A 19,610-nucleotide genomic window follows, 5' to 3' on the forward strand; every position below is an offset into this window, starting at 1 on the left:
CAGATTCGGCAAGCGCCGCTCGCGCAGGCGCAAACCAGGCATATGACATCACGCGGGCGGCAGCTTGAATACATGCCGCAGGTAAGCCAGATAAGCCGGATCGTCGCACATGGTTTTTTCGGGCGCATCCGATACCTTCGCAACCGGCTGATCGTTGCAACGCACCATCTTCATGACGATTTGCAGGGGTTCGTGGCCCAGATCGTTGGTCAGGTTGGTACCGATCCCGAACGACACCTTGCATCGTCCGGCAAAACGTCGGGCCAGCTCAATGGCGCGCGGAATGGTCAGGCTATCGGAGAACACCAGAGTCTTGGTGCGCGGATCGGTTCGATTGGCCGTATAGTGCGCCAGTAGCCGCTCGCCCCACAGGAAAGGGTCGCCGGAATCGTGCCGCGCCCCATCGAAAAGCTTGCAGAAATACATGTCGAAATCGCGCAAAAAGGCGTCCATGCCGTAGACATCCGACAGCGCGATGCCCAAGTCGCCGCGGTATTCCTTGGCCCAGACCTCAAGAGCAAACACCTGCGAGTCGCGCAGGCGCGGCCCCAGTGCCTGGCACGCCTGCAAGTATTCATGCCCCATCGTGCCCAAAGGCGTTACGCCATGCTTCATGGCAAACCAGACATTGCTCGTTCCGGCAAAATTCGGCCCCATCTGGGCTTTCATGGTGGTCACGACCTCTTCGTGCCACTGCTTGGAAAATCGCCGGCGCGTGCCATATTCGGCCACCCGGAAACCGGCCATTGCCGGATCATCGGTGACCAGATGCATTTTCGACTGCAATCGCTTGCGCCCCTCGACCCAGGCGGGTTCGCGGCATGTATTGCGAAAATACACTTCATTGACAATGGCCAGTACGGGGATTTCAAACAGGATCGTATGCAGCCACGGCCCTTTTGCCGTAATGTCGATTTCGCCGGGTATCGCTCCCTCGGTGATGGAGATGCACTTTTCGGGCAAGTGGAACAGTCCGAGAAAATCGACAAAGTCGCTCTTGATGAAACGCAAGCCGCGCAGGTAGCCGAGTTCTTCCTCGGTAAATCTCAGTTGACACAAGCTGTGTATTTCGGCGCGAATTTCGTCCAGGTACGCACTGAGATTGATACCTGGCGTACGGCATTTGTAGCGGTACTCGACCTGGGCGGCCGGAAAATGATGCAACACAACCTGCATCATGGAAAATTTATAGAGATCGGAGTCGAGTAGCGAGGTGATAATCATCGATGCGCATAAATCCTTTTAGCTACCATAGCACAATGGGCTCTTGTTTGGCGGACGTCTCGCCCGGTGCGCCGGCAAAGACCAGACCTGCCGGCAGGTCAATCCGTGGTTACCTTTACTTATTGGGTAAAATCACGCCGTAGAGCAATGGTTCGCATTGCAAAGATTGACGCTGGAGCCCCCGAATGACACATGTCGTGACCGAAAACTGTATCAAATGCAAATACACCGACTGCGTCGATGTGTGTCCGGTAGATTGTTTCCGCGAAGGCCCCAACTACCTCATGATCGACCCCGATGAATGCATAGATTGCGCGGTATGCGTACCCGAATGTCCCGCGAACGCGATCTTTGCCGAGGAAGATGTGCCGCAAGACCAAGTGCAGTTCATCCAGCTTAATGCCGATATGGCACCTGGCCTGGGTATGATCAATCGCTCGAAAAAGCCGCCAGCGGATGCCGACGAATGGAATGGCGTCGAAGACAAGCTGAAGTATCTGGAACGTTAGGGCATTTTTGGTTCGAGTGTTTGCTGCGCTGAATGCGTTTCAGTCGTTTTTTTTTGAGCCGTTCGTTCAGGTTTTAGCTTATTACTTTGTACTTTGGGCGGTAGTTCTATAAAGACGCCGCAGGGTGGGCGGTGCTGTGTAGTCCGGCACGTCCAGCGGTCGTGGTGCTACGCACCCCGACTGCCCGGGTCTGCCTCGTCCAGGCGGGCGTCGGGCGAACTCGCCCGGCCTCGCGAGGCCGGGCTCAGACAGCGCCCGCCGAAAGCCCCCGCCTTCCCTTCGTCAGCACCCGGCGCTGGACTACCGCCGGACTGCACAGCACCGCCCACCCTGCGGCTTGCGTTGAGGTAATGCATCGGGGTATACATTGGGGAAGCCGCGTTGAGCCAATCACAGGCTACATTGAAGCGGTGGATGCTTTTAGTACATCCAGTCGTCAATCCATCGAGTCGTCAATCGAGGTAGATGTGGCCACGTGATGGAAGCATGAGTGCGGGCACGTTAACGGTTCTAGGGGTGCTGGCCCATTAACGGTGGGCGCAAGCACGTAAATTCCGGGCATCCCATGATGCAATTCCAGGCAGGCCGCAACGTGAGCCGTCTATCGGGGCTTGGGGTCAGGGCCGGCGTAAGGCGTGCGCCGGATGCTACCGTAGGGAAGGCGGGGGCTTTCGGCGGGCGCTGTCTGAGCCCAGCCTCGCGAGGCTGGGCGAGTTCGCCCGACGCCCGCCTGGACGAGGTAGATCCGGATCAAGCACGCCGTGCCGGCCCTGACCCCAAGCACCGATAGACGGCGTCTTTATATACCAAAGCGACCAATCCATCGAGTACAGTAAACTCTTCGACCAAAAAACGCCCTAGCCGCCAACTTTGCTTTAAAAGGCCCGCCCACTCTCATGCCGGACCATAAATACACCAGACAGACCGTCACGAAGCTTATCGAATGGGTGCCCAAAAAGCTCTTTTCGATCGAAACGACGCGCGATCCGGAATTTAATTTCAAGGCCGGGCAATTTGCCCGGCTGGGCCTGCCCGCCGGCCACGACAATGCGGAAATACCCACAATCTGGCGAGCCTACTCCATGGTTACCGCGCCCGCGCAAGACAAGCTGGGCTTCTATTCCATTGTGGTGCCCGAAGGCGAGTTCAGCCCGCGCCTGGCAGAATTGCGCCCCGGCGACTCGATCTGCATCGACCGGACGGCCTTTGGCTTTCTGACCATAGACCGATTTGCCCGTGGCGGCGACCTATGGCTGCTGGCCACCGGCACAGGCCTGTCGGCCTACCTGTCCATGTTGCAAGATGGCAACACCTGGACACAGTTCGACCGGATTATTTTGGTGCATGGGGTACGCACGATTGCCGAGCTGGCCTATCAAGCTGAAATTCGCGATTGGGGCCGGAATTTTTCGTCTCCCGGACCGGCCGGCGCCCCCCGTGCCCAACTGACGTATCTGCCCATTCCCACCCGCGAAGCCCTGCCGGGCATGCCCCAGGAGCGCATCACGACCCTGATCGCCAATCGGCAGCTCGAAAATCTTGCTGGGCGCCCGCTGGATCCCCAGGTTTCGAAAGTCATGCTGTGCGGCAACCCGGACATGCTGGGCGAGGCACGCAAACTGCTGACCGGACTCGGTTTTGCGGTGGGCCGACGCGGCAACCTAGGGAATCTAGCAGTGGAAAACTACTGGTAATCCCGTTTACTTTGTGATTAGCTAATAACCTTACGAGCGTTAGCATCCTGATTTGCAACGTTCATTGTATTAGCTGGCCTGGCTATCATTCCGCCTGACCCGTACCGGCAAACAAGAACAATACTCCCACGAGGGGCTTTATCTATGTCCATGCTGTATCAGCTACACGAAATGCAACGGTCTTTTTTGACGCCGCTCGCAGCATTCACCGACACCGGGTCGCAACTGTTTTCCAATCCATACAGTCCATTTGCCTACACTCCGCTTTCGCGGCAGATAGCCGCCACCTACGAGCTGGTGCATCGTCTGGGCAAAGACTATGAAAAACCCCAGTGGGGTATCGATACGATCGAGGTCGACGGCCGGCAAATACCGGTGGCGCCGCATAATGCGATCGAAAAATCATTTTGCAATCTGGTGCATTTCCAGCGGCAATCGCCGGCCGGATCCAAGAAAAACCCCACCGTCCTGCTGGTGGCGCCTCTTTCAGGGCATCATGCCACGCTGCTGCGCGATACCGTGCGCACGCTACTGCCTGAGCACGATGTCTATGTCACCGACTGGATCGACGCCCGCATGGTGCCTGTTTCGGCAGGTCCTTTTCATTTGAACGACTACGTCAAATACATTCAGGATTTCATCCGCTTCCTGGGCCCGGACGTGCACGTTATTTCGGTATGCCAGCCTACGGTGCCGGTGCTTGCGGCGATATCGCTCATGGCCAGCAACAAAGAGCCCTGCCTGCCGCGCAGCATGATCATGATGGGCGGTCCCATCGACGCCCGCAAAGCCCCCACACAAGTCAACCGGCTGGCCACGACCCAGCCTTACTCGTGGTTCGAGAACAACCTGATACATCGCGTTCCCACTCGTTATCCAGGCTCGGGACGGCTGGTCTATCCGGGGTTCCTGCAGCATGCGGGGTTCGTCGCCATGAATCCCGATCGGCACCTGCGCTCGCACTACGATTTCTACCTGCATCTGCTTGGAGGCGATAACGACGACGCCGACGCACACCGGCGCTTTTACGACGAATACAATGCCGTACTCGATATGCCGGCGGAGTTTTATCTGGACACCATCAAAACGGTATTCCAGGAACATCAGTTGCCGTCGGGAACCTGGGAAGTCGACGGCCAGCGGGTCGATCCGGCGGCCATTACCACTGTCGCCCTGCTGACTATCGAAGGCGAACTCGACGATATCTCCGGTCAGGGCCAGACGCGCGCCGCCCAAAGCCTGTGCCGCAACATCGCCAAAGACCGCAAACAGCATTACACCGCGCCAAACTGCGGCCATTACGGCATTTTTGCCGGACGCCGCTGGCGTCAGACGATTTGCCCTAAAATAGCGGAATTCATACGCCAGTCCGCGTAAGCCTCCTGGCCTGCCACATCTGATCGGGGGCCGTCATGGTCCCCGATTTTTATCTTATGCACCCATCGCCGCTGATCGATCGAATCGACGCCATCCTGCCGCAAACGCAGTGTACAAAGTGCGGCTACGATGCCTGCCGCCCCTATGCCGAAGCCCTGGCACACGATAACGAAGCCATCAATCGCTGCCCTCCCGGCGGAGAGGCCGGCATACAGGCACTGGCCATGCTGTTGCGCAAGCCGGTAATTCCACTGGACTCCGAATGCGGAGAGCACCAGCCGCTGCAGGTCGCCGTTATAGACGAAGCACATTGCATCGGCTGCACTCTGTGCATTCAGGCCTGTCCGGTCGATGCCATCGTAGGCGCCAACAAACTTATGCACACCATCATTGCCGACCGCTGCACCGGCTGCGATCTATGCGTAGCCCCCTGCCCCGTGGACTGCATCGACATGGTTCCCGCCGGCCACGACTGGACGCCCGCACGGGCCTCGGCGGCTCGCGTTCATCACCAACAACGGCAAGCCCGGCTGCAGGCCCGCCACCCTGACGAATCGGCGCTGGCGGCTCGCACTCTGGCCAACAAAGCATCAGTTGCCAGCGCGGCGCAAAGCGATGCCGCCACCAGGCAGCACGTGATTGCCGACGCACTCGCCCGGGCTCGGGCCCGGCGCAACAAGGGCAACTCATGAACGCCGCCAAGCGCGCCCAGATCTTCGCCCGCCTGCAAGCCGCCAACCCGGCACCCACCACCGAGTTGCTTTACGACAGCACATTCCAGCTATTGATTGCCGTCATGCTCTCGGCGCAGGCCACTGACAAATCGGTGAATCTGGCCACACGGCGGTTTTTCCCCGATCACGGCACTCCGGCCGGCCTGCTGGCCCTGGGCGAGGCCGGCCTGGCCGATCTGATCAAAACCATAGGCCTGTACAAAACCAAGGCCAAAAACGTCATTAAAACCTGCGGGATCCTGCTTGAACAGCATCAGGGCCAGGTGCCCGGCGATCGAACCGCCCTTGAAGCCTTGCCAGGGGTGGGCCGCAAAACGGCCAATGTGGTGCTCAACACGGCATTTGGCAAGCCAACCATTGCCGTCGACACGCACATTTTCCGGGTCGCCAACCGTACCGGCCTGGCTCCCGGAAAAAACGTGCTTCAGGTCGAACAAAAGCTGGAAAAGCTCATTCCCAAAGAGTACATTCTGAATGCCCATCATTGGCTGATCTTGCACGGTCGATACATATGTATAGCCCGCAAGCCGAAATGCCCGCAATGCGGAATTGCCGATTTGTGCGAATTCAAGGGCAAAACCCCAGCCCTATAAAATGAAATTCACTTAAGGGTTTTCCATAGACCTATGTAAAACCCCGATGGCATTTTGCCTGGGTGGAATGCATACTCGCGCCTATTCGAAAATAGTTTTCTATCAAACTGGCTGGCATGAGCGACTACATCCTAGAAACCAAAAACCTGGTCAAGGAATTCCGGGGCTTCGTCGCGGTAAGCGATGTCAATCTGCAAGTGAAGCGCGGTCATATCCATGCGTTGATCGGCCCCAATGGGGCAGGCAAAACCACCTGCTTCAACCTGCTCACGAAATTTCTCACTCCCACGTCGGGCAAAATCATTTTCTCCGACGTTGAAATCACTCATGAGCAGCCCGCTCAAATCGCGCGCCGCGGCATTATCCGCTCCTTCCAGATCTCCGCCGTATTCCCGCAACTGACCCTGCTCGAAAATGTGCGTATCGGCCTGCAGCGCACCACAGGGCTATCGTTTCATTTCTGGCGCAGCGACTCCTGCCTGAAGCGCCTGAACGATCGCGCCATGCACCTGCTCGATCAAGTCGATCTCGCCGATTTCGCCGACGAACACACCGTCAATCTACCCTACGGCCGCAAACGAGCGCTTGAAATCGCCACCACGCTGGCCATGGAACCCGAACTCATGCTGCTCGACGAGCCCACCCAGGGAATGGGGCACGAAGACGTCGACCGCGTTACGCAACTGATCAAGAAAGTCAGCGCGGGCCGCACTATTCTCATGGTTGAACATAATATGAATGTCGTTTCTTCTATCGCCGACGAAATCACTGTGCTGGCGCGCGGCGCGGTGCTGGCCGAAGGAAACTATCAGCAGGTATCGAGTAATCCAGCCGTAATGGAAGCCTATATGGGCTCCACCGAGGTCGCACTCGAAGGAGCGCACGGATGAGCACCCACGCACTCGAGATTTCCGACCTGCATGCCTGGTACGGCGAATCCCATGTACTGCATGGCGTCAACCTGACCGTCCATCAGGGCGAGGTGGTAACGCTGCTGGGCCGCAACGGTTCGGGCCGTACCACCACGCTGCGGGCCATGCTTGGGCTGACCGGCTCGCGCAAAGGCTCCATCCGCATTCGCGGCACCGAGTCGATCAATCTTCCCACCTACAAAATCGCCCATCTGGGCATAGGCTATTGCCCCGAAGAGCGCGGCATTTTCGCCGGCCTGTCCTGCGAAGAAAACCTCCTGCTGCCCCCCACGGTCGGAGACACCCTGGGCGGCGGCATGTCGCTGGCCGAAATCTACGAAATGTTCCCCAACCTGCAGGAACGCCGGTATTCGCCCGGCACCCGCCTGTCGGGAGGAGAGCAGCAAATGCTGGCGGTTGCCCGAATTCTGCGCACCGGCGCCAATCTGCTTTTGCTCGACGAAATTTCCGAAGGGCTCGCGCCGGTCATAGTCCAGGCCCTGGCCCGCATGATCAAGATCCTCAAGGGAAAGGGCTACACCATCATCATGGTGGAACAGAATTTCCGTTTTGCGGCGCCTTTGGCCGACCGCTTTTATGTCATGGAGCACGGCCAGATCGTAGAACAATTTAGTGCGGCTGAATTGCCAGCCAAACAAGACGTGCTTAACACGCTGCTCGGCGTTTAATCACAAAATACTGCCGGAGTACCCGGTATAACAATACAAAGGAGAGCCTTCAATGAAACTGCGTACACTATCCGCAGCCTTCGCCCTAGCAGGACTTAGCTTTACCGGGCTAAGCCACGCGGCAGGCATTTCTAACGACGTTATACGCATCGGCTTCATCACCGATATGTCGGGCGTCTACTCCGACATCGACGGCAAGGCCGGCGCCGATGCCATCCGCATGGCCATCGCCGACGCCGGCGGTGAAATCAACGGCAAGAAAATCGAACTGCTTGTTGCAGACCATCAAAACAAAGCCGACATCGGCTCCGCGACCGCACGTCAATGGTTCGACGAAAAACACCTGGACATGCTGGTGGGCGGCACCAACTCCGGCGTAAACCTGGCCATGGTCACGGTTGCGGCAGAAAAACACAAACCCATGTTCGCGGTCGGACCAGGCTCGTCCAACCTGACCAACGCCAGCTGCACACCCTATAGCATCCACTACGGCTACGACACGGTGGCGCTGGCCCGCGGCACCGCCAACCATATGGTTGCGCAAGGCGACAAGTCCTGGTTCTTCCTGACGGCCGACTATGCCTTCGGCCATTCCCTGCAGCGCGACGCCACCGCGGTTGTCAAGAAAGCCGGCGGCACAGTGGTAGGCAGCGTCGATGCGCCGCTCAGCACCACCGATTTCTCTTCGTATCTGCTGCAGGCTCAGTCCTCCAAGGCCAAGGTCCTGGCACTGGCCAATGCGGGCGGCGACTTCGTCAACTCGGTCAAGGCCGCCAAGGAATTCGGCATTACCAAAACCATGAAGCTGGCCGGCTTGCTGGTGTTCATCAACGATATCCACGCCCTGGGCCTGGAAGCGACTCAGGGCCTGTACCTGACCAGCGCCTGGTACTGGAACAAAGACGATGCATCGCGCAAATGGGCTCAGCGTTTCTACAAAGAAGAAAACCGCATGCCCTCGTACCTGCAAGCGGGCGACTACTCCGCCGTGTCGTTCTACCTGAAAGCCGTCAAGGCCACAGGCACCGACGATGGCGATACCATCATGAAATGGGTCAAATCGCACAAGGTCAACGACTTCTTCGCCGGCAACGGCTATGTGCGCGAAGACGGCACGCTGATACACGACATGTACCTGATGCAAGTCAAATCGCCGGCCGAATCCAAATCACCCTGGGATTACGTCAAACTGGTTAAAACCCTGCCAGGCGAGCAAATCTACACTACGCTGGCCGAATCAACCTGCAAACTCGTTAAAAAATAAAACTTTGTTATAAAAGATCTGCTTCCTGCCCTGCGGGGGGCAGATCTTTTATTAACCCGGGAATTTTGCATTTTGTCATGGATTTTTAACAAATATGACTGAAATATTCGGCATACCCATACAAGCGCTGCTGGGTCAGTTATTGCTGGGCTTAGTAAACGGTTCGTTTTACGCGGTACTTTCCCTTGGTCTGGCTGTCATATTCGGTCTGCTCAATGTCATCAATTTTGCTCACGGCGCGCTTTATATGCTGGGCGCCTTCGTTGCGTGGATGGGCTTGCAGTATCTGGGCCTGAATTACTGGGCCATGCTGATCATCGCGCCGATTATTGTCGGGCTGTTCGGCATTGTCATCGAACGCCTGCTCCTCAAACACTTGTACAAGCTCGATCATTTGTACGGCCTTTTGCTGACCTTCGGCCTGACACTGCTCATCGAAGGCCTTTTCCGCAGCCTTTATGGCGTTTCAGGACAGCCCTACGCCACTCCAAAGATTTTGCAAGGCGGCGTCAACCTCGGGTTCATGTACCTGCCCATTTATCGCGGCTGGGTTATCGTGGCCTCGCTGCTTGCATGCCTGGGAACCTGGCTGGTCATCGAAAAAACACGCCTTGGCGCCTTGCTGCGCGCGGGCACCGAAAATCCGAAACTGGTTGAGGCGTTCGGCGTCAACGTGCCCCTGGTCGTGACCCTGACCTTCGGATTCGGCGTCGGCCTCGCCGGATTCGCCGGCGTGCTGGCCGCCCCGATACTGCAGGTTTCTCCGCTAATGGGACAAAACCTGATCATCGTGGTTTTTGCCGTGGTGGTTATTGGCGGCATGGGCTCCATCCTCGGGTCTATCGTCACCGGTCTGGCTTTGGGCATTATCGAAGGCCTCACCAAAGTGTTCTGGCCCGAAGCATCCAACACGGTTGTCTTCATCATTATGGTCATTGTGCTGTTGGTGCGCCCCGCAGGCCTGTTCGGGAAAGAGAAATGAATCGTAAACTAATCGCGTATCTGCTGGCCGTAGTCATTATTGCCCTGCTGCCGGCAATGGGCGCCTACCCCATCTTCGTCATGAAGGTATTGTGCTACGCCTTGTTCGCCTGCGCCTTCAACCTGCTGCTGGGCTACACCGGCCTGCTTTCCTTCGGCCATGCCGCCTTCCTGGGCGGAGCCGCCTACGCCGCGGGTTATGCCCTGACGGCATGGGGCATGCCAACCCTGGCGGGGCTGATATTCGGCACTGCCGTGGCTGCCGTCATGGGGCTGGTCATGGGCTTACTGGCAATTCGCCGCAGCGGCATTTACTTCGCCATGATTACCCTGGCCATGGCCCAGATGGTGTTCTTCTTCTTCCTGCAGGCGCCTTTCACGCATGGCGAGGATGGCTTGCAAGGCATACCGCGCGGCGATCTCTTCGGCCTGGATCTGTCCAACGACCTGAATCTGTATTACGTGGTCATGGCCATTTTCTTTATCGGCTACGCCATTTGCTGGCGCACCATCAATTCGCCCTTCGGGCAGGTGCTCAAGGCCATACGCGAAAATGAACCGCGCGCCATATCGCTGGGCTACAACGTCAACAGCTTCAAGCTGCTGGCGTTCGTGCTGTCGGCGACCCTGGCCGGCCTGGCCGGCGCAACCAAGGCCCTCGTATTCGTCTCGGCCACCTTGTCGGATGCCACTTGGGGCATGTCCGGCCTGGTCATACTCATGACCCTCATCGGCGGCCTGGGTACCTTCACCGGCCCGGTGTTGGGCGCTTTCATCGTGGTCATGCTCGAGAATAAGGTGGGTGAACTCGGCCGCTTCCTGAGCCGTTCAACCGGGGTGGAATGGTTCCAGATCCTGGGCGAGTCGGTCACCATCGTGATCGGGCTGATCTTCATCATCTGCGTCATGGCCTTCCGCCGTGGCATTGTGGGTGAAATCGTGCATCGGCTCAAAATGAGATGAACACTATTAGCCACTGACGTGGGAAGGAATAAAGAGCCGCATATTCTATGGAGGAGACGGCATGGCCGGATATATCATTGTCGGCGCCAACTTGATAGCTCCAGAGCAGCACGAGGTATATAAACGTTGGGTAACTTGCGACTGAGAAATATGGAGGTGTTATTTGATCCGAGGCGGAAAGGTTGAAACGCTAGAGGGAAATTGGCGCGCCTCACGCATGGTGGTCCTGCATTTCGATAGCGTTGACAAAGCCAAAGAATGGTATGCCTCCTATGAATGGAAAATGGCCGTGCAGGCGCGACAAGGCGTCTCAGTTTCCAATGTGATTGTGTGCGAAGGTCTGGATGCCTACGGAGTGTTAGTACAAACGTAATCCATCCATCACAGACGGGAAGTTGACGAACCCAATGAACATGAGAGCCAGCCTCTCGAGACTTGCCGATGGACGGTGGGCCATTCTTTGTGACGCGTCCTTAACATTGAGGTTGTAAGGGTTCCGGTCAGCACACCTTGACGCCCACGCAAGCGGGCGGGCTTGGTCGGACGAAGAGTAGTCGGAGAAACGCGATGGCCGGCAGCTAGTCCCAGAAGCAGCCGTAGGGATTGGTATAGACTCGTTGGTCCCCGTAGATTATTGCGGAGGGTCTTTAACCGAGGAGCCAATATCAAGCTTTGCGACTCTCTGGACGAGGACGATGGCGCGCAATGTACGCAGCCATGGTGCGAAGCACCTTTGCAAGCTCCAGGTCACTTAACGCCATGGCTTTTCTTGTAATATCAGTCCCTGGCGGCCTGCTAACCGGTGCCGCATCCCTAAGTTATTGAAGAACTGTAAGCGTCTGCCGAACACACCTTGATGGAGTGTAGCGATCGGGACGATAGTTCCCACTTGTTTTTAGTGGGGACTATTCATGGATCCAAACCCTTCAGTCCAGCGGCCCGCGCGGCGCAAGCACAGCAAGGCTCTCAAGGCACAGATTCTTCAGGCTTGTGAGCAGCCTGACGCTTCGGTCGCGGGCATCGCCATTGCACACGGCCTGAACCCGAACATGGTGCAGCGCTGGCGCCGCGAAGCCAGACGCGGTGAATTGACACTGTCGGACGCGCCGGCGTTTATTCCTGTCGTTGCCACGGCGGGCTGCGCGATGAGCACACACCACAGCGCACAGACTGCGTCGGAGGCCATCGAGGTTCAACTGCAACGGGGTAGCTTGCAAGCGCGGGTGAGCTGGCCCGCACAGGCCGCTGGCGAGTGCGCTGCCTGGCTGCGGGAACTGTTTCGGTGATCCGCATCGAGAGGGTCTGGTTAGCCGTCGAACCCGTGGACATGCGTAGCGGCATGGATCGGCTACTGGCCAGGGTAGTGGAAGTCTTCGGCGCCTCGCAGCCGCATCACGCTTATGTATTTGCTAACCGCCGGGGCACACGGCTAAAGGTCCTGGTGTGTGACGGCTTCGGCATCTGGCTGGCCGTGCGCCGCTTGCATCAGGGCAGTGTGCACTGGCCAAGATCCGGCGACACCCAGATTGAACTGACTGCTGAGCAGGCACGGGCCCTGGTCATTGGCCTGCCATGGCAACGCTTGGGCGAGTACGAGTCTATCGCTATCTTATGACCACGGATTTGCAATCCGGTGCAATCCGAATGGTACGCCGCTCACAGGCATGGCATCATGGCGGCCATGTCTTTGAAATCTGCTCCTGCCCTCGAACAGCTTGATGCCAAGGCCCTGCGGGCATTGGCCAGGCAATTGATGGGTGAGCTCGATGAGACCCGCCAGGTCGTGGCCAAGCAAGCGCACGACATCCAGTTCAAGGAAACCCACATCCGCAAGCTCACGCATGAGATTGCGGTGCTGCGCCGCTATCGCTTCGGTAAGAAGAGCGAACAGCTCGGCGGCGAGCAGGGGCTGTTGCTGGAAGACGCCGTCGATGCTGACATCGCTGCCATCGAGCAGGAGTTGATCAGTCTAGGCGGACAGCCGCCTGCGCAGAAGACGGTCTCTGAGCCCAAGCGTCAGGCCTTGCCGCCGGAGTTGCCCCGTATCCAGGTGCGCCACGAACCGCACTGCACCACGTGTACTTGCGGCTGCCAGATGCAGCGCATCGGTGAGAGCATTACCGAGAAGCTGGATTACATTCCTGGCGTGTTCAACGTTGAACAACATATCCGGGGCAAGTGGACTTGCCGTCAGTGCGAAACGCTGACCCAGGCGCCCATGCCGGCACAGGTCATCGACAAGGGAATCGCTACCTCGGGTCTGCTGGCTCAAGTGTTGGTAGCGAAGTATGCGGATCATCTCCCGCTCTACCGCCAAGAACAGATATTTGCACGCGCCGGCGTCAAGATCCCCCGCTCCACGCTTGCTGAATGGGTAGGCGTATGCGGGGTGCGCTTGCAGCCGCTGGTCGATGCCCTGCGCGAGGCCATCCTGAACGAACCTGTTGTGCATGTGGACGAAACACCTGTTCAAGTCCTGCAACCGGGTAGCAAGAAGACCCATCGCGCGTATCTGTGGGCCTATGCCCCGGGCGCCTTCCAGGACCTGAAGGCGGTCGTTTATGACTTTACTGAGGGACGTAGCGGCGCACACGCTCGAGCCTTCCTCGGCGACTGGCGCGGCGAGCTCGTCTGCGACGACTACGGTGGCTATAAAGCCTGCTTCGAGCAAGGTATTGCCGAGGTCGGCTGCATGGCGCACGCCCGACGCAAGTTCTTCGAATTGCACCAGTCGGGCAAAAGTCTGATTGCCGAGCAGGCGCTCAAATCCATCGGACAGCTCTATGAGATCGAAGCCCAAGGGACAGACTTGCTTCCTGAGCAGCGCCAGCGCCTACGTGAACAACAGGCCAGGCCGATTGCCGAGACACTGCACGCCTGGATGACGGCCCATCGTCTGAAGGTGCCCGACGGTACCGGCATTGCCCGAGCGCTGGACTACAACCTGAAGCGCTGGGCGGCGCTGACGCGCTACCTGGATGATGGTCGATTACCCATCGATAACAACTGGATCGAGAACCAAATCCGGCCCATCGCCCTTGGGCGCAAGAACTGGTTGTTCGCTGGCTCCCAGCGGGCGGGCCGGCGTGCGGCTGCCGTGATGAGTCTGATCCTGTCCGCAAAGATGAACGGGCATGATCCGTATGCCTATCTGAAGGATGTGCTCACGCGCCTGCCTACGCATCCGAATAACCGGATTGAAGAACTGCTGCCGCAAAACTGGATGCCCGTTGCGGCCTCACGATCATAAGGAAAGTCATGGAGTTTACTGAACTAGAACTTGCAAGGGTGCATCGCACCATGACGCCATACATTGCGCGCCGTCGTCCTCGCCCAGAGATACGAGAGGAGCTTGATATTGGCTACTCCGTTGAGGGCCAGTCTGTCATTATTCATGAAGACCGCCGCTTGTACGATGGCTCGCGTCTGTTAGAACCCGTAGCGAAGGCAACGTGGGTCAGGACGCAAAAGGTCTGGAGAGTCTTCTGGATGCGGGCCGACCTTCGGTGGCACAGCTATGAACCTCTCGCCAAGGTGCGCACCCTTGATAACGTTCTAGAGGGGGTCGACGCCGACCCCTATGGATGCTTCTGGGGTTAATCTGTTAGCCAACATATACCCACCCAGGACGTCAATGTGTGATGCCCGGCCGCTTACGAAGAACTGGGGTCTTTACTGTTTAACTCCCTTATCAAGAGCCGCCCCCCTCTCTGACTTGCCCTCGATCTCGAGTTGCCTTGCGCGCTCGCGGAGCGTGAATTTCTGAATCTTGCCTGTGGCGGTTTTTTGCAGTTCACCGATCACGACTCGCGTTGGCACTTTGTAATGTGCCAGATTCGCGCGACAGTGTGTAATTAGTTCAGCTTCCCCGGTCGCGGTGCCGGGAGTCAACTCGACGAAGGCACAGGGCGTCTCGCCCCACTTAGGGTGCGGCATCGCGACGACTGCGGCTTCGCGCACGGCAGCGTGGCGATACAGGACTTCCTCGACCTCGACAGAGTTGATATTCTCACCGCCCGAGATGATCACGTCCTTGGCGCGGTCCTTGATCTGCATATAGCCGTCTGGATGCACGACGGCAAGATCGCCCGAACGGAACCAGCCGCCCGCAAAGGCCTCGGCGGTCGCCTGCGGATTCTTCAGGTAGCCTTTCATGGTCATATTGCCACGGAACATGACCTCGCCGATTGTGTGCCCGTCGCGCGGCACCGGCGCGAGGGTATCCGGATCGAGCACCGCCATGCTCTCCTGCGCGGTGTAGCGCACGCCCTGCCGGCTCTTCTTCACTGCGAGCGCCGCGATGTCGAGCGCCCGCCACTCGGGCGGTTCGGCGCATACCGCGGCCGGGCCGTAGACCTCGGTGAGCCCGTAAATCTGGGTGATCTCGAAGCCCATGCGCTGCATCGCCTCGATCACCGGTACAGGCGGCGGCGCGCCGCCGATGAGCCCATGCACGCGATGCGCAATGCCCGTCTTCCACGCCGACGGCGCGTCCGCGAGCATCGCATGCACCACCGGCGCGCCGCAGTAATGCGTGACGCGGTGCTCTCGGATCATTGCCAGGACCTGACGCGGTTCGAAGCGGCGCAGGCAGATGTGGGTGCCTGCGTTCGCCGCAAGCGTCCAGGCAAAGCACCAACCGTTGCAATGGAACATAGGCAGCGTCCACAGAAACACCGAATGGTGCGGCATCTCCCAGTCGATCATGTTAGAGAGCGCTGCTAGATACGCGCCTCGGTGGTGGTACACGACGCCCTTCGGGCTACCGGTCGTGCCCGATGTGTAGTTGAGGGCGATCGCCTGCCATTCGTCGGCGGGGTCCTCGCCTTCGAAGTCTGGTGATCCCGAGGCGATGAAAGCCTCGTAATCGTGCTCGCCGAGGCGTTCGCCGCCCGGGCCTTCGGCGTCGTCGATGTCAATTACCAGGAGGGGCTCACCGAGCAGCGCGAGTGCGTCGGCGACGGTCGCCGAATACTCGGTATCGATGATCAGTACCCGTGCCTCGCAATGCCTGAGGATAAACGCGATCGCCTGGGCATCGAGTCGCGTGTTAATCGTGCACAGGACCGAGCCCGCCATCGGCACACCGAAATGCGCTTCGATCATCTCCGGCGTGTTTGCCGCAATCACCGCGACGGTGTCGCCACGGCCGACGCCCCGCGCCTTCAGCGCCGACGCGAGCCGGCAGGCCCGTGCGTTGAACTGCGCCCACGTGTAGCGCCGCCCGCCGTGTATCACCGCAATGCGTTCGGGATAGACGGCGACGCTGCGCTTGAGAAAGGAAAGCGGACTTAGCGGCATATGATTTGCCGCTTGGCGGCCGAGATCGGTTTCGTAGGGATTGTTGCGAGCCAATTTCACAAACCTCATAAGAATCGCGGCCCCGTCCCTAGGCATGGACCGGCCGATGCGCATCATCTAACGCAGCACGTCTCGGGAGATGATCAAGCGCTGGATCTCGGAGGTGCCTTCAACAATCTCCAACACCTTCGCATCGCCGAAAGCGCGTGACACCGGGTACTCGGCCATGATCCCGTTGCCTCCGTGGATCTGGACCGCTTGATGCGCGGCCTCCATCGCGCGCTCCGTCGCGAAGAGTTTGGCCATCGATGCCTGCACGTCGCACGGTTGCGCGGTGTCCCTGCGCACGGCTGCGTCGTAGAGCATCAGCCGTGCTGCATGCGCGTGTGTGGCCATGTCGGCAACCTTGAACTGCAGCGCCTGAAACTCCTCGAGGCGCTTGCCGAACGCGGTGCGCTCCTTCATGTATGCGACTGAGCGCTCCACCGATCCCTGCAGAATGCCGAGACCCAGCGCCCCGATCAGAATGCGGCCGGTGCTGATGTTAGAGAGCGTCTGCTTTAGGCCCGCGCCCGGCTCGCCCAGGAGATTGTTGGCCGGAAGCCGGCAGTCCTCGAAGAACAGTTCGTAGGTCGTCGAGCCTCTCCAGCCTATCTTCTTCAGCTTATTGCCGAGAGAAAAGCCGGGCGTGCCGACCGGCAGGATGAAGTTCGAGATCTCCTTGCGTCCGTCCGACCGAGTTCCACTCAAAGCGGCGATCACGACCGGGCCGGTAATGTCGGTACCGGAATTCGTGATGAAGGTCTTCGAGCCGTTAATAATCCAATGTCCGTCGCGCAGCACTGCACGAGTTTGAATGTTGGCCGCATCCGAACCTGCATTCGGCTCGGTGAGGCCGATGCAGCCGACCTGGCTGCCTTCCAATATGGGCCGTAAATACTGCTCCTTCTGCGCTGCAGTGCCGAAGTTGTTGATCAAGCTCGCTGGCGTTGAGTTCGCCATCACCGACGAGGCGACCGCGGCATCGACGCGAGCGAGCTCTTCGAGCACAATCGTGAAGCCCAGCCAGTCACCGCCCCCGCCGCCATATTGTTCGGGATAAGGTAGGCCTAAGAAGCCGAGTTCGCCAGCCTGTTTCCAGATATCATAGGCGAAGCCCTGTTCTTCCCATAGTTTCTCGGAGATCGGAGCGACCTCATTCTCGGCGAAGCGCCGCACCGACTCGCGAATTAGTTCGTGTTGTTCATTAATCAAACATTTCATGATGGATTTCCTTGCAGGTTGAGCGAGCACGTAGGCGGTCTTGACCGTGTGTAGAATTCGCGTGCGTAGGCTACCTGCTCGGTGCTCGCCTCTGCATAGCGGCCGACAACGTCGTCAAGACCGGAGGGAGTCACGTTGATCAACCTTCTCGTGGAGCCGACCCACTTGCTGTTAATGTAGTTGGAATTCATGTCATCGCTCGTCATGTTCAAGCCTCAGAATGAGTCTTCAAGCATGCGCAGATAGTTCTCGGCGGTCGCGGTGCGGGGATTGGTCCTGTGGCAATGGTCCTTCGTCGCGGCTTGGGCGATTCCCGGAAGCACATCGCGTGGAACCCCCATCGCATGGAGGCCGGATCGGCGCTGGGCGCAAGCCCCATGGCTTTGGCGCGTTGCTCGTGCTTGGCACCGATCGTCGGGTGATTGAACCGCAGCACCGCCGGCAGCTTCACTGCGCCGAAGTCGAATTGGATCGTGGTCAGGTAGTTGATCGTTGTCATGTGTCTGTATATCTCTGTCGCATGCGTTTTTTAGGAGGTCAGGGCCGGAATAGCGTTGCATCCATAAGGGGCAGGGGGGCGGCGATGCGTATCGGTGGGTAATCCATCAGTGCGAGGACTTGGGTCTGAAGGTCGATGCCCGGTGCGATCTCGGTCAGCACAAGGCCCTCGGGCTCGATATCGAATACTGCACGCTCGGTGATGACCCTCGCGTTCTGTCTGCGCTTGGCGACGTTTGCGCCCACGGGGTAGGTGATCTCCTGCACCTGTCCGACAAACTTGCGCACCTCGCCTTCGCGCACAATCGCGAGCTGACCGTCCTCGACATTGACCTCTAGCCCGCCGGTGGTGAAGGTGCCGGTGAAAAGCAGTGTCTCGGCGTTGTAGGCGATGTCGATGAAACCGCCGGGGCCGGGATTCGCGGCGCCGAAGCGGCTCACATTGACGTTGCCGGCCGCGTCGAGCTGGGCGAACGCGAGTGCCGCAGTCTTGCAGTTGCCGCCATTGATGAAGTCGAACTGCGCGGGCCCGTCGATGAGCGCCTCGGGATACTTGTTAGCCGAGAACTGCCAGCCGCTCATCACGATGCCGCCGAAAGGACCATGTTCGGTTGTAAAGCGGTAATCGAGCAGGCCCTTGCCGTCGAAGGCACCATCTTCCATCATCACCGCCGGCACGTTAGACGACGCACCGAATCCGAAGATCGTCGGCACGCCGGGGCGGATCTCGCGCGCCGTGCGCCGCGCGATGATCTTGTCAGCTCCCGGCGGCAGGCGGTCGGCGCCGTGGCCGGGGAAGATCTGGCCGCCAAGATAGGCGTCGTCGTAGCGCACATCAGTCGTCATCATCGGCGTCGGTTCGACGACGATCCGATCGACGAGCTCGCCCGGCAAGCGCACGCTGTGCACTAGGCGCGCCTGGCGCGGTACAATCTTGCGAACCTGCGCAATCACGGTGCCGCCCGAAGCCTTTACTGCAAGCGCCATTGCCAGTGCTGAGGACGTGATCGGTTCGTCTTCAAAGCTCAGGTTTCCGTACTCGTCGGCGCTGGTCGCCCGCAGGAAGCCAACATCGAGCGGCCAACTCGGATAGAACAAGTGTTCCTCGCCGTCGATCTCCATCAGCCGCACGAGATCCTTCTCGGCGCGCAGCGTGTATTTGCCGCCTTGCTGGCGTGGATCGATATAGGAGCCGATGCCGATGCGTGTGAGGTAACCCGGGCTGCGACGCGCAACCTCGCGCAGCCAGTGCATTGTCGCGCCGATTGGCCAGCAGTAGGCCTCGATCTTGTTCTCGCGAATCAGGCGCATCATCTCCGGCCGCTTGCCGGTCGCGGGATCGATGGTGTTGATGAAGTTGCCCGAAACGACGCGCTTCATCAACCCCTCTATCGCGACGTGATCCATGCCGCGGATGCCCATTGCATCGCCGACGCTGACTGGGAAGAAGAAGGTCAGGTCGCGCGGCGCCGCGGTTTCCCGAAAGCGCCGTGCAAGCTCCTGGAGCAGCGCGTCAGGCGTCAGCCAGCCGATTACACCGACGCTGCCAATCGCCTGCCCGGTGCGGATATCGGCGACCGCCTCGGCCGCTGTGCATATCTTGTTCATG

Annotated in this window: 19 protein-coding genes; 15 read left to right on the plus strand and 4 right to left on the minus strand. The window is 58.9% G+C overall.

Translation table 11 applies throughout. From position 1 onward, the window contains the following. Window positions 1-48: 48 nt before the first annotated feature. Window positions 49-1,224: a nicotinate phosphoribosyltransferase gene (gene pncB / locus LSG25_RS06615; RefSeq protein ID WP_232743898.1), complete on the minus strand. Its 1,176-nt coding sequence runs from the start codon at window positions 1,222-1,224 to the stop codon at window positions 49-51. Window positions 1,225-1,409: 185 nt separating this feature from the next. On the opposite strand from pncB, the gene fdxA reads away from it, so the two are divergent. The 15 genes from fdxA (at window position 1,410) to LSG25_RS20435 (ending at window position 14,539) form a co-directional block, all read left to right on the plus strand. Beyond that, complete coding sequence (gene fdxA, locus LSG25_RS06620) at window positions 1,410-1,733, plus strand: ferredoxin FdxA (RefSeq protein ID WP_232743899.1); 324 nt, start codon at window positions 1,410-1,412, stop codon at window positions 1,731-1,733. Window positions 1,734-2,629: 896 nt separating this feature from the next. Next, entirely contained in the window at window positions 2,630-3,427 is a 798-nt protein-coding gene (locus LSG25_RS06625; RefSeq protein WP_232743900.1) for a ferredoxin--NADP reductase, read from the plus strand. 150 nt (window positions 3,428-3,577) lie between these two features. Next, window positions 3,578-4,804 (plus strand): polyhydroxyalkanoate depolymerase, encoded by a 1,227-nt coding sequence (locus tag LSG25_RS06630; protein WP_232744595.1) that lies wholly within the window; start codon window positions 3,578-3,580, stop codon window positions 4,802-4,804. 56 nt (window positions 4,805-4,860) lie between these two features. Beyond that, the gene (rsxB, locus tag LSG25_RS06635; protein ID WP_370635996.1) at window positions 4,861-5,496 is read left to right on the plus strand and encodes an electron transport complex subunit RsxB; all 636 of its coding nucleotides are present in this window, start codon (window positions 4,861-4,863) and stop codon (window positions 5,494-5,496) included. Next, window positions 5,493-6,131 carry an endonuclease III gene (gene nth, locus LSG25_RS06640; protein ID WP_232743902.1) on the plus strand — a complete coding sequence of 213 codons (639 nt, stop codon included), beginning with the start codon at window positions 5,493-5,495 and terminating at the stop codon, window positions 6,129-6,131. Before rsxB ends, nth begins: the two co-directional genes overlap by 4 nt. Window positions 6,132-6,247: 116 nt before the next feature. Beyond that, a complete protein-coding gene (locus LSG25_RS06645) occupies window positions 6,248-7,021 on the plus strand; it encodes an ABC transporter ATP-binding protein (RefSeq protein WP_232743903.1) in 774 nt (257 codons plus the stop codon). After that, window positions 7,018-7,731, plus strand: coding sequence for an ABC transporter ATP-binding protein (locus LSG25_RS06650; RefSeq protein ID WP_232743904.1), 714 nt, complete (start codon window positions 7,018-7,020; stop codon window positions 7,729-7,731). Before LSG25_RS06645 ends, LSG25_RS06650 begins: the two co-directional genes overlap by 4 nt. A 52-nt stretch (window positions 7,732-7,783) precedes the next feature. After that, complete coding sequence (locus tag LSG25_RS06655) at window positions 7,784-8,995, plus strand: ABC transporter substrate-binding protein (protein WP_232743905.1); 1,212 nt, start codon at window positions 7,784-7,786, stop codon at window positions 8,993-8,995. 94 nt (window positions 8,996-9,089) lie between these two features. Next, window positions 9,090-9,977 carry a branched-chain amino acid ABC transporter permease gene (locus LSG25_RS06660; protein WP_232743906.1) on the plus strand — a complete coding sequence of 296 codons (888 nt, stop codon included), beginning with the start codon at window positions 9,090-9,092 and terminating at the stop codon, window positions 9,975-9,977. Next, a complete protein-coding gene (locus tag LSG25_RS06665; protein ID WP_232743907.1) occupies window positions 9,974-10,939 on the plus strand; it encodes a branched-chain amino acid ABC transporter permease in 966 nt (321 codons plus the stop codon). The genes LSG25_RS06660 and LSG25_RS06665 overlap by 4 nt, the downstream gene beginning before the upstream one ends. A gap of 163 nt (window positions 10,940-11,102) precedes the next feature. Further along, complete coding sequence (locus tag LSG25_RS20490) at window positions 11,103-11,312, plus strand: DUF1330 domain-containing protein (RefSeq protein ID WP_370635967.1); 210 nt, start codon at window positions 11,103-11,105, stop codon at window positions 11,310-11,312. Between the two features lie 538 nt (window positions 11,313-11,850). Continuing rightward, window positions 11,851-12,225: a transposase gene (locus tag LSG25_RS06670; protein WP_232743908.1), complete on the plus strand. Its 375-nt coding sequence runs from the start codon at window positions 11,851-11,853 to the stop codon at window positions 12,223-12,225. Further along, entirely contained in the window at window positions 12,222-12,554 is a 333-nt protein-coding gene (gene tnpB, locus LSG25_RS06675) for an IS66 family insertion sequence element accessory protein TnpB (RefSeq protein ID WP_255696740.1), read from the plus strand. Before LSG25_RS06670 ends, tnpB begins: the two co-directional genes overlap by 4 nt. A gap of 72 nt (window positions 12,555-12,626) precedes the next feature. Continuing rightward, window positions 12,627-14,189: an IS66 family transposase gene (locus tag LSG25_RS06680; RefSeq protein WP_232744596.1), complete on the plus strand. Its 1,563-nt coding sequence runs from the start codon at window positions 12,627-12,629 to the stop codon at window positions 14,187-14,189. Window positions 14,190-14,239: 50 nt separating this feature from the next. Beyond that, entirely contained in the window at window positions 14,240-14,539 is a 300-nt protein-coding gene (locus tag LSG25_RS20435; protein ID WP_255696741.1) for a DUF3024 domain-containing protein, read from the plus strand. Window positions 14,540-14,611: 72 nt separating this feature from the next. Here LSG25_RS20435 and LSG25_RS06690 read toward each other — a convergent pair whose 3' ends face one another. The 3 genes from LSG25_RS06690 to LSG25_RS06700 form a co-directional block, all read right to left on the minus strand. Further along, on the minus strand, window positions 14,612-16,294 hold the full coding sequence (locus LSG25_RS06690) for an acyl-CoA synthetase (RefSeq protein ID WP_255696651.1): 1,683 nt from the start codon (window positions 16,292-16,294) through the stop codon (window positions 14,612-14,614). Window positions 16,295-16,357: 63 nt separating this feature from the next. After that, window positions 16,358-17,503 carry an acyl-CoA dehydrogenase family protein gene (locus tag LSG25_RS06695; protein WP_232743910.1) on the minus strand — a complete coding sequence of 382 codons (1,146 nt, stop codon included), beginning with the start codon at window positions 17,501-17,503 and terminating at the stop codon, window positions 16,358-16,360. Between the two features lie 537 nt (window positions 17,504-18,040). Continuing rightward, entirely contained in the window at window positions 18,041-19,609 is a 1,569-nt protein-coding gene (locus LSG25_RS06700; protein ID WP_232743911.1) for a CoA-transferase, read from the minus strand. Window position 19,610 lies beyond the last annotated feature (1 nt).

This window comes from Paralcaligenes sp. KSB-10 (assembly GCF_021266465.1).
Classification (GTDB): Bacteria; Pseudomonadota; Gammaproteobacteria; order Burkholderiales; family Burkholderiaceae_B.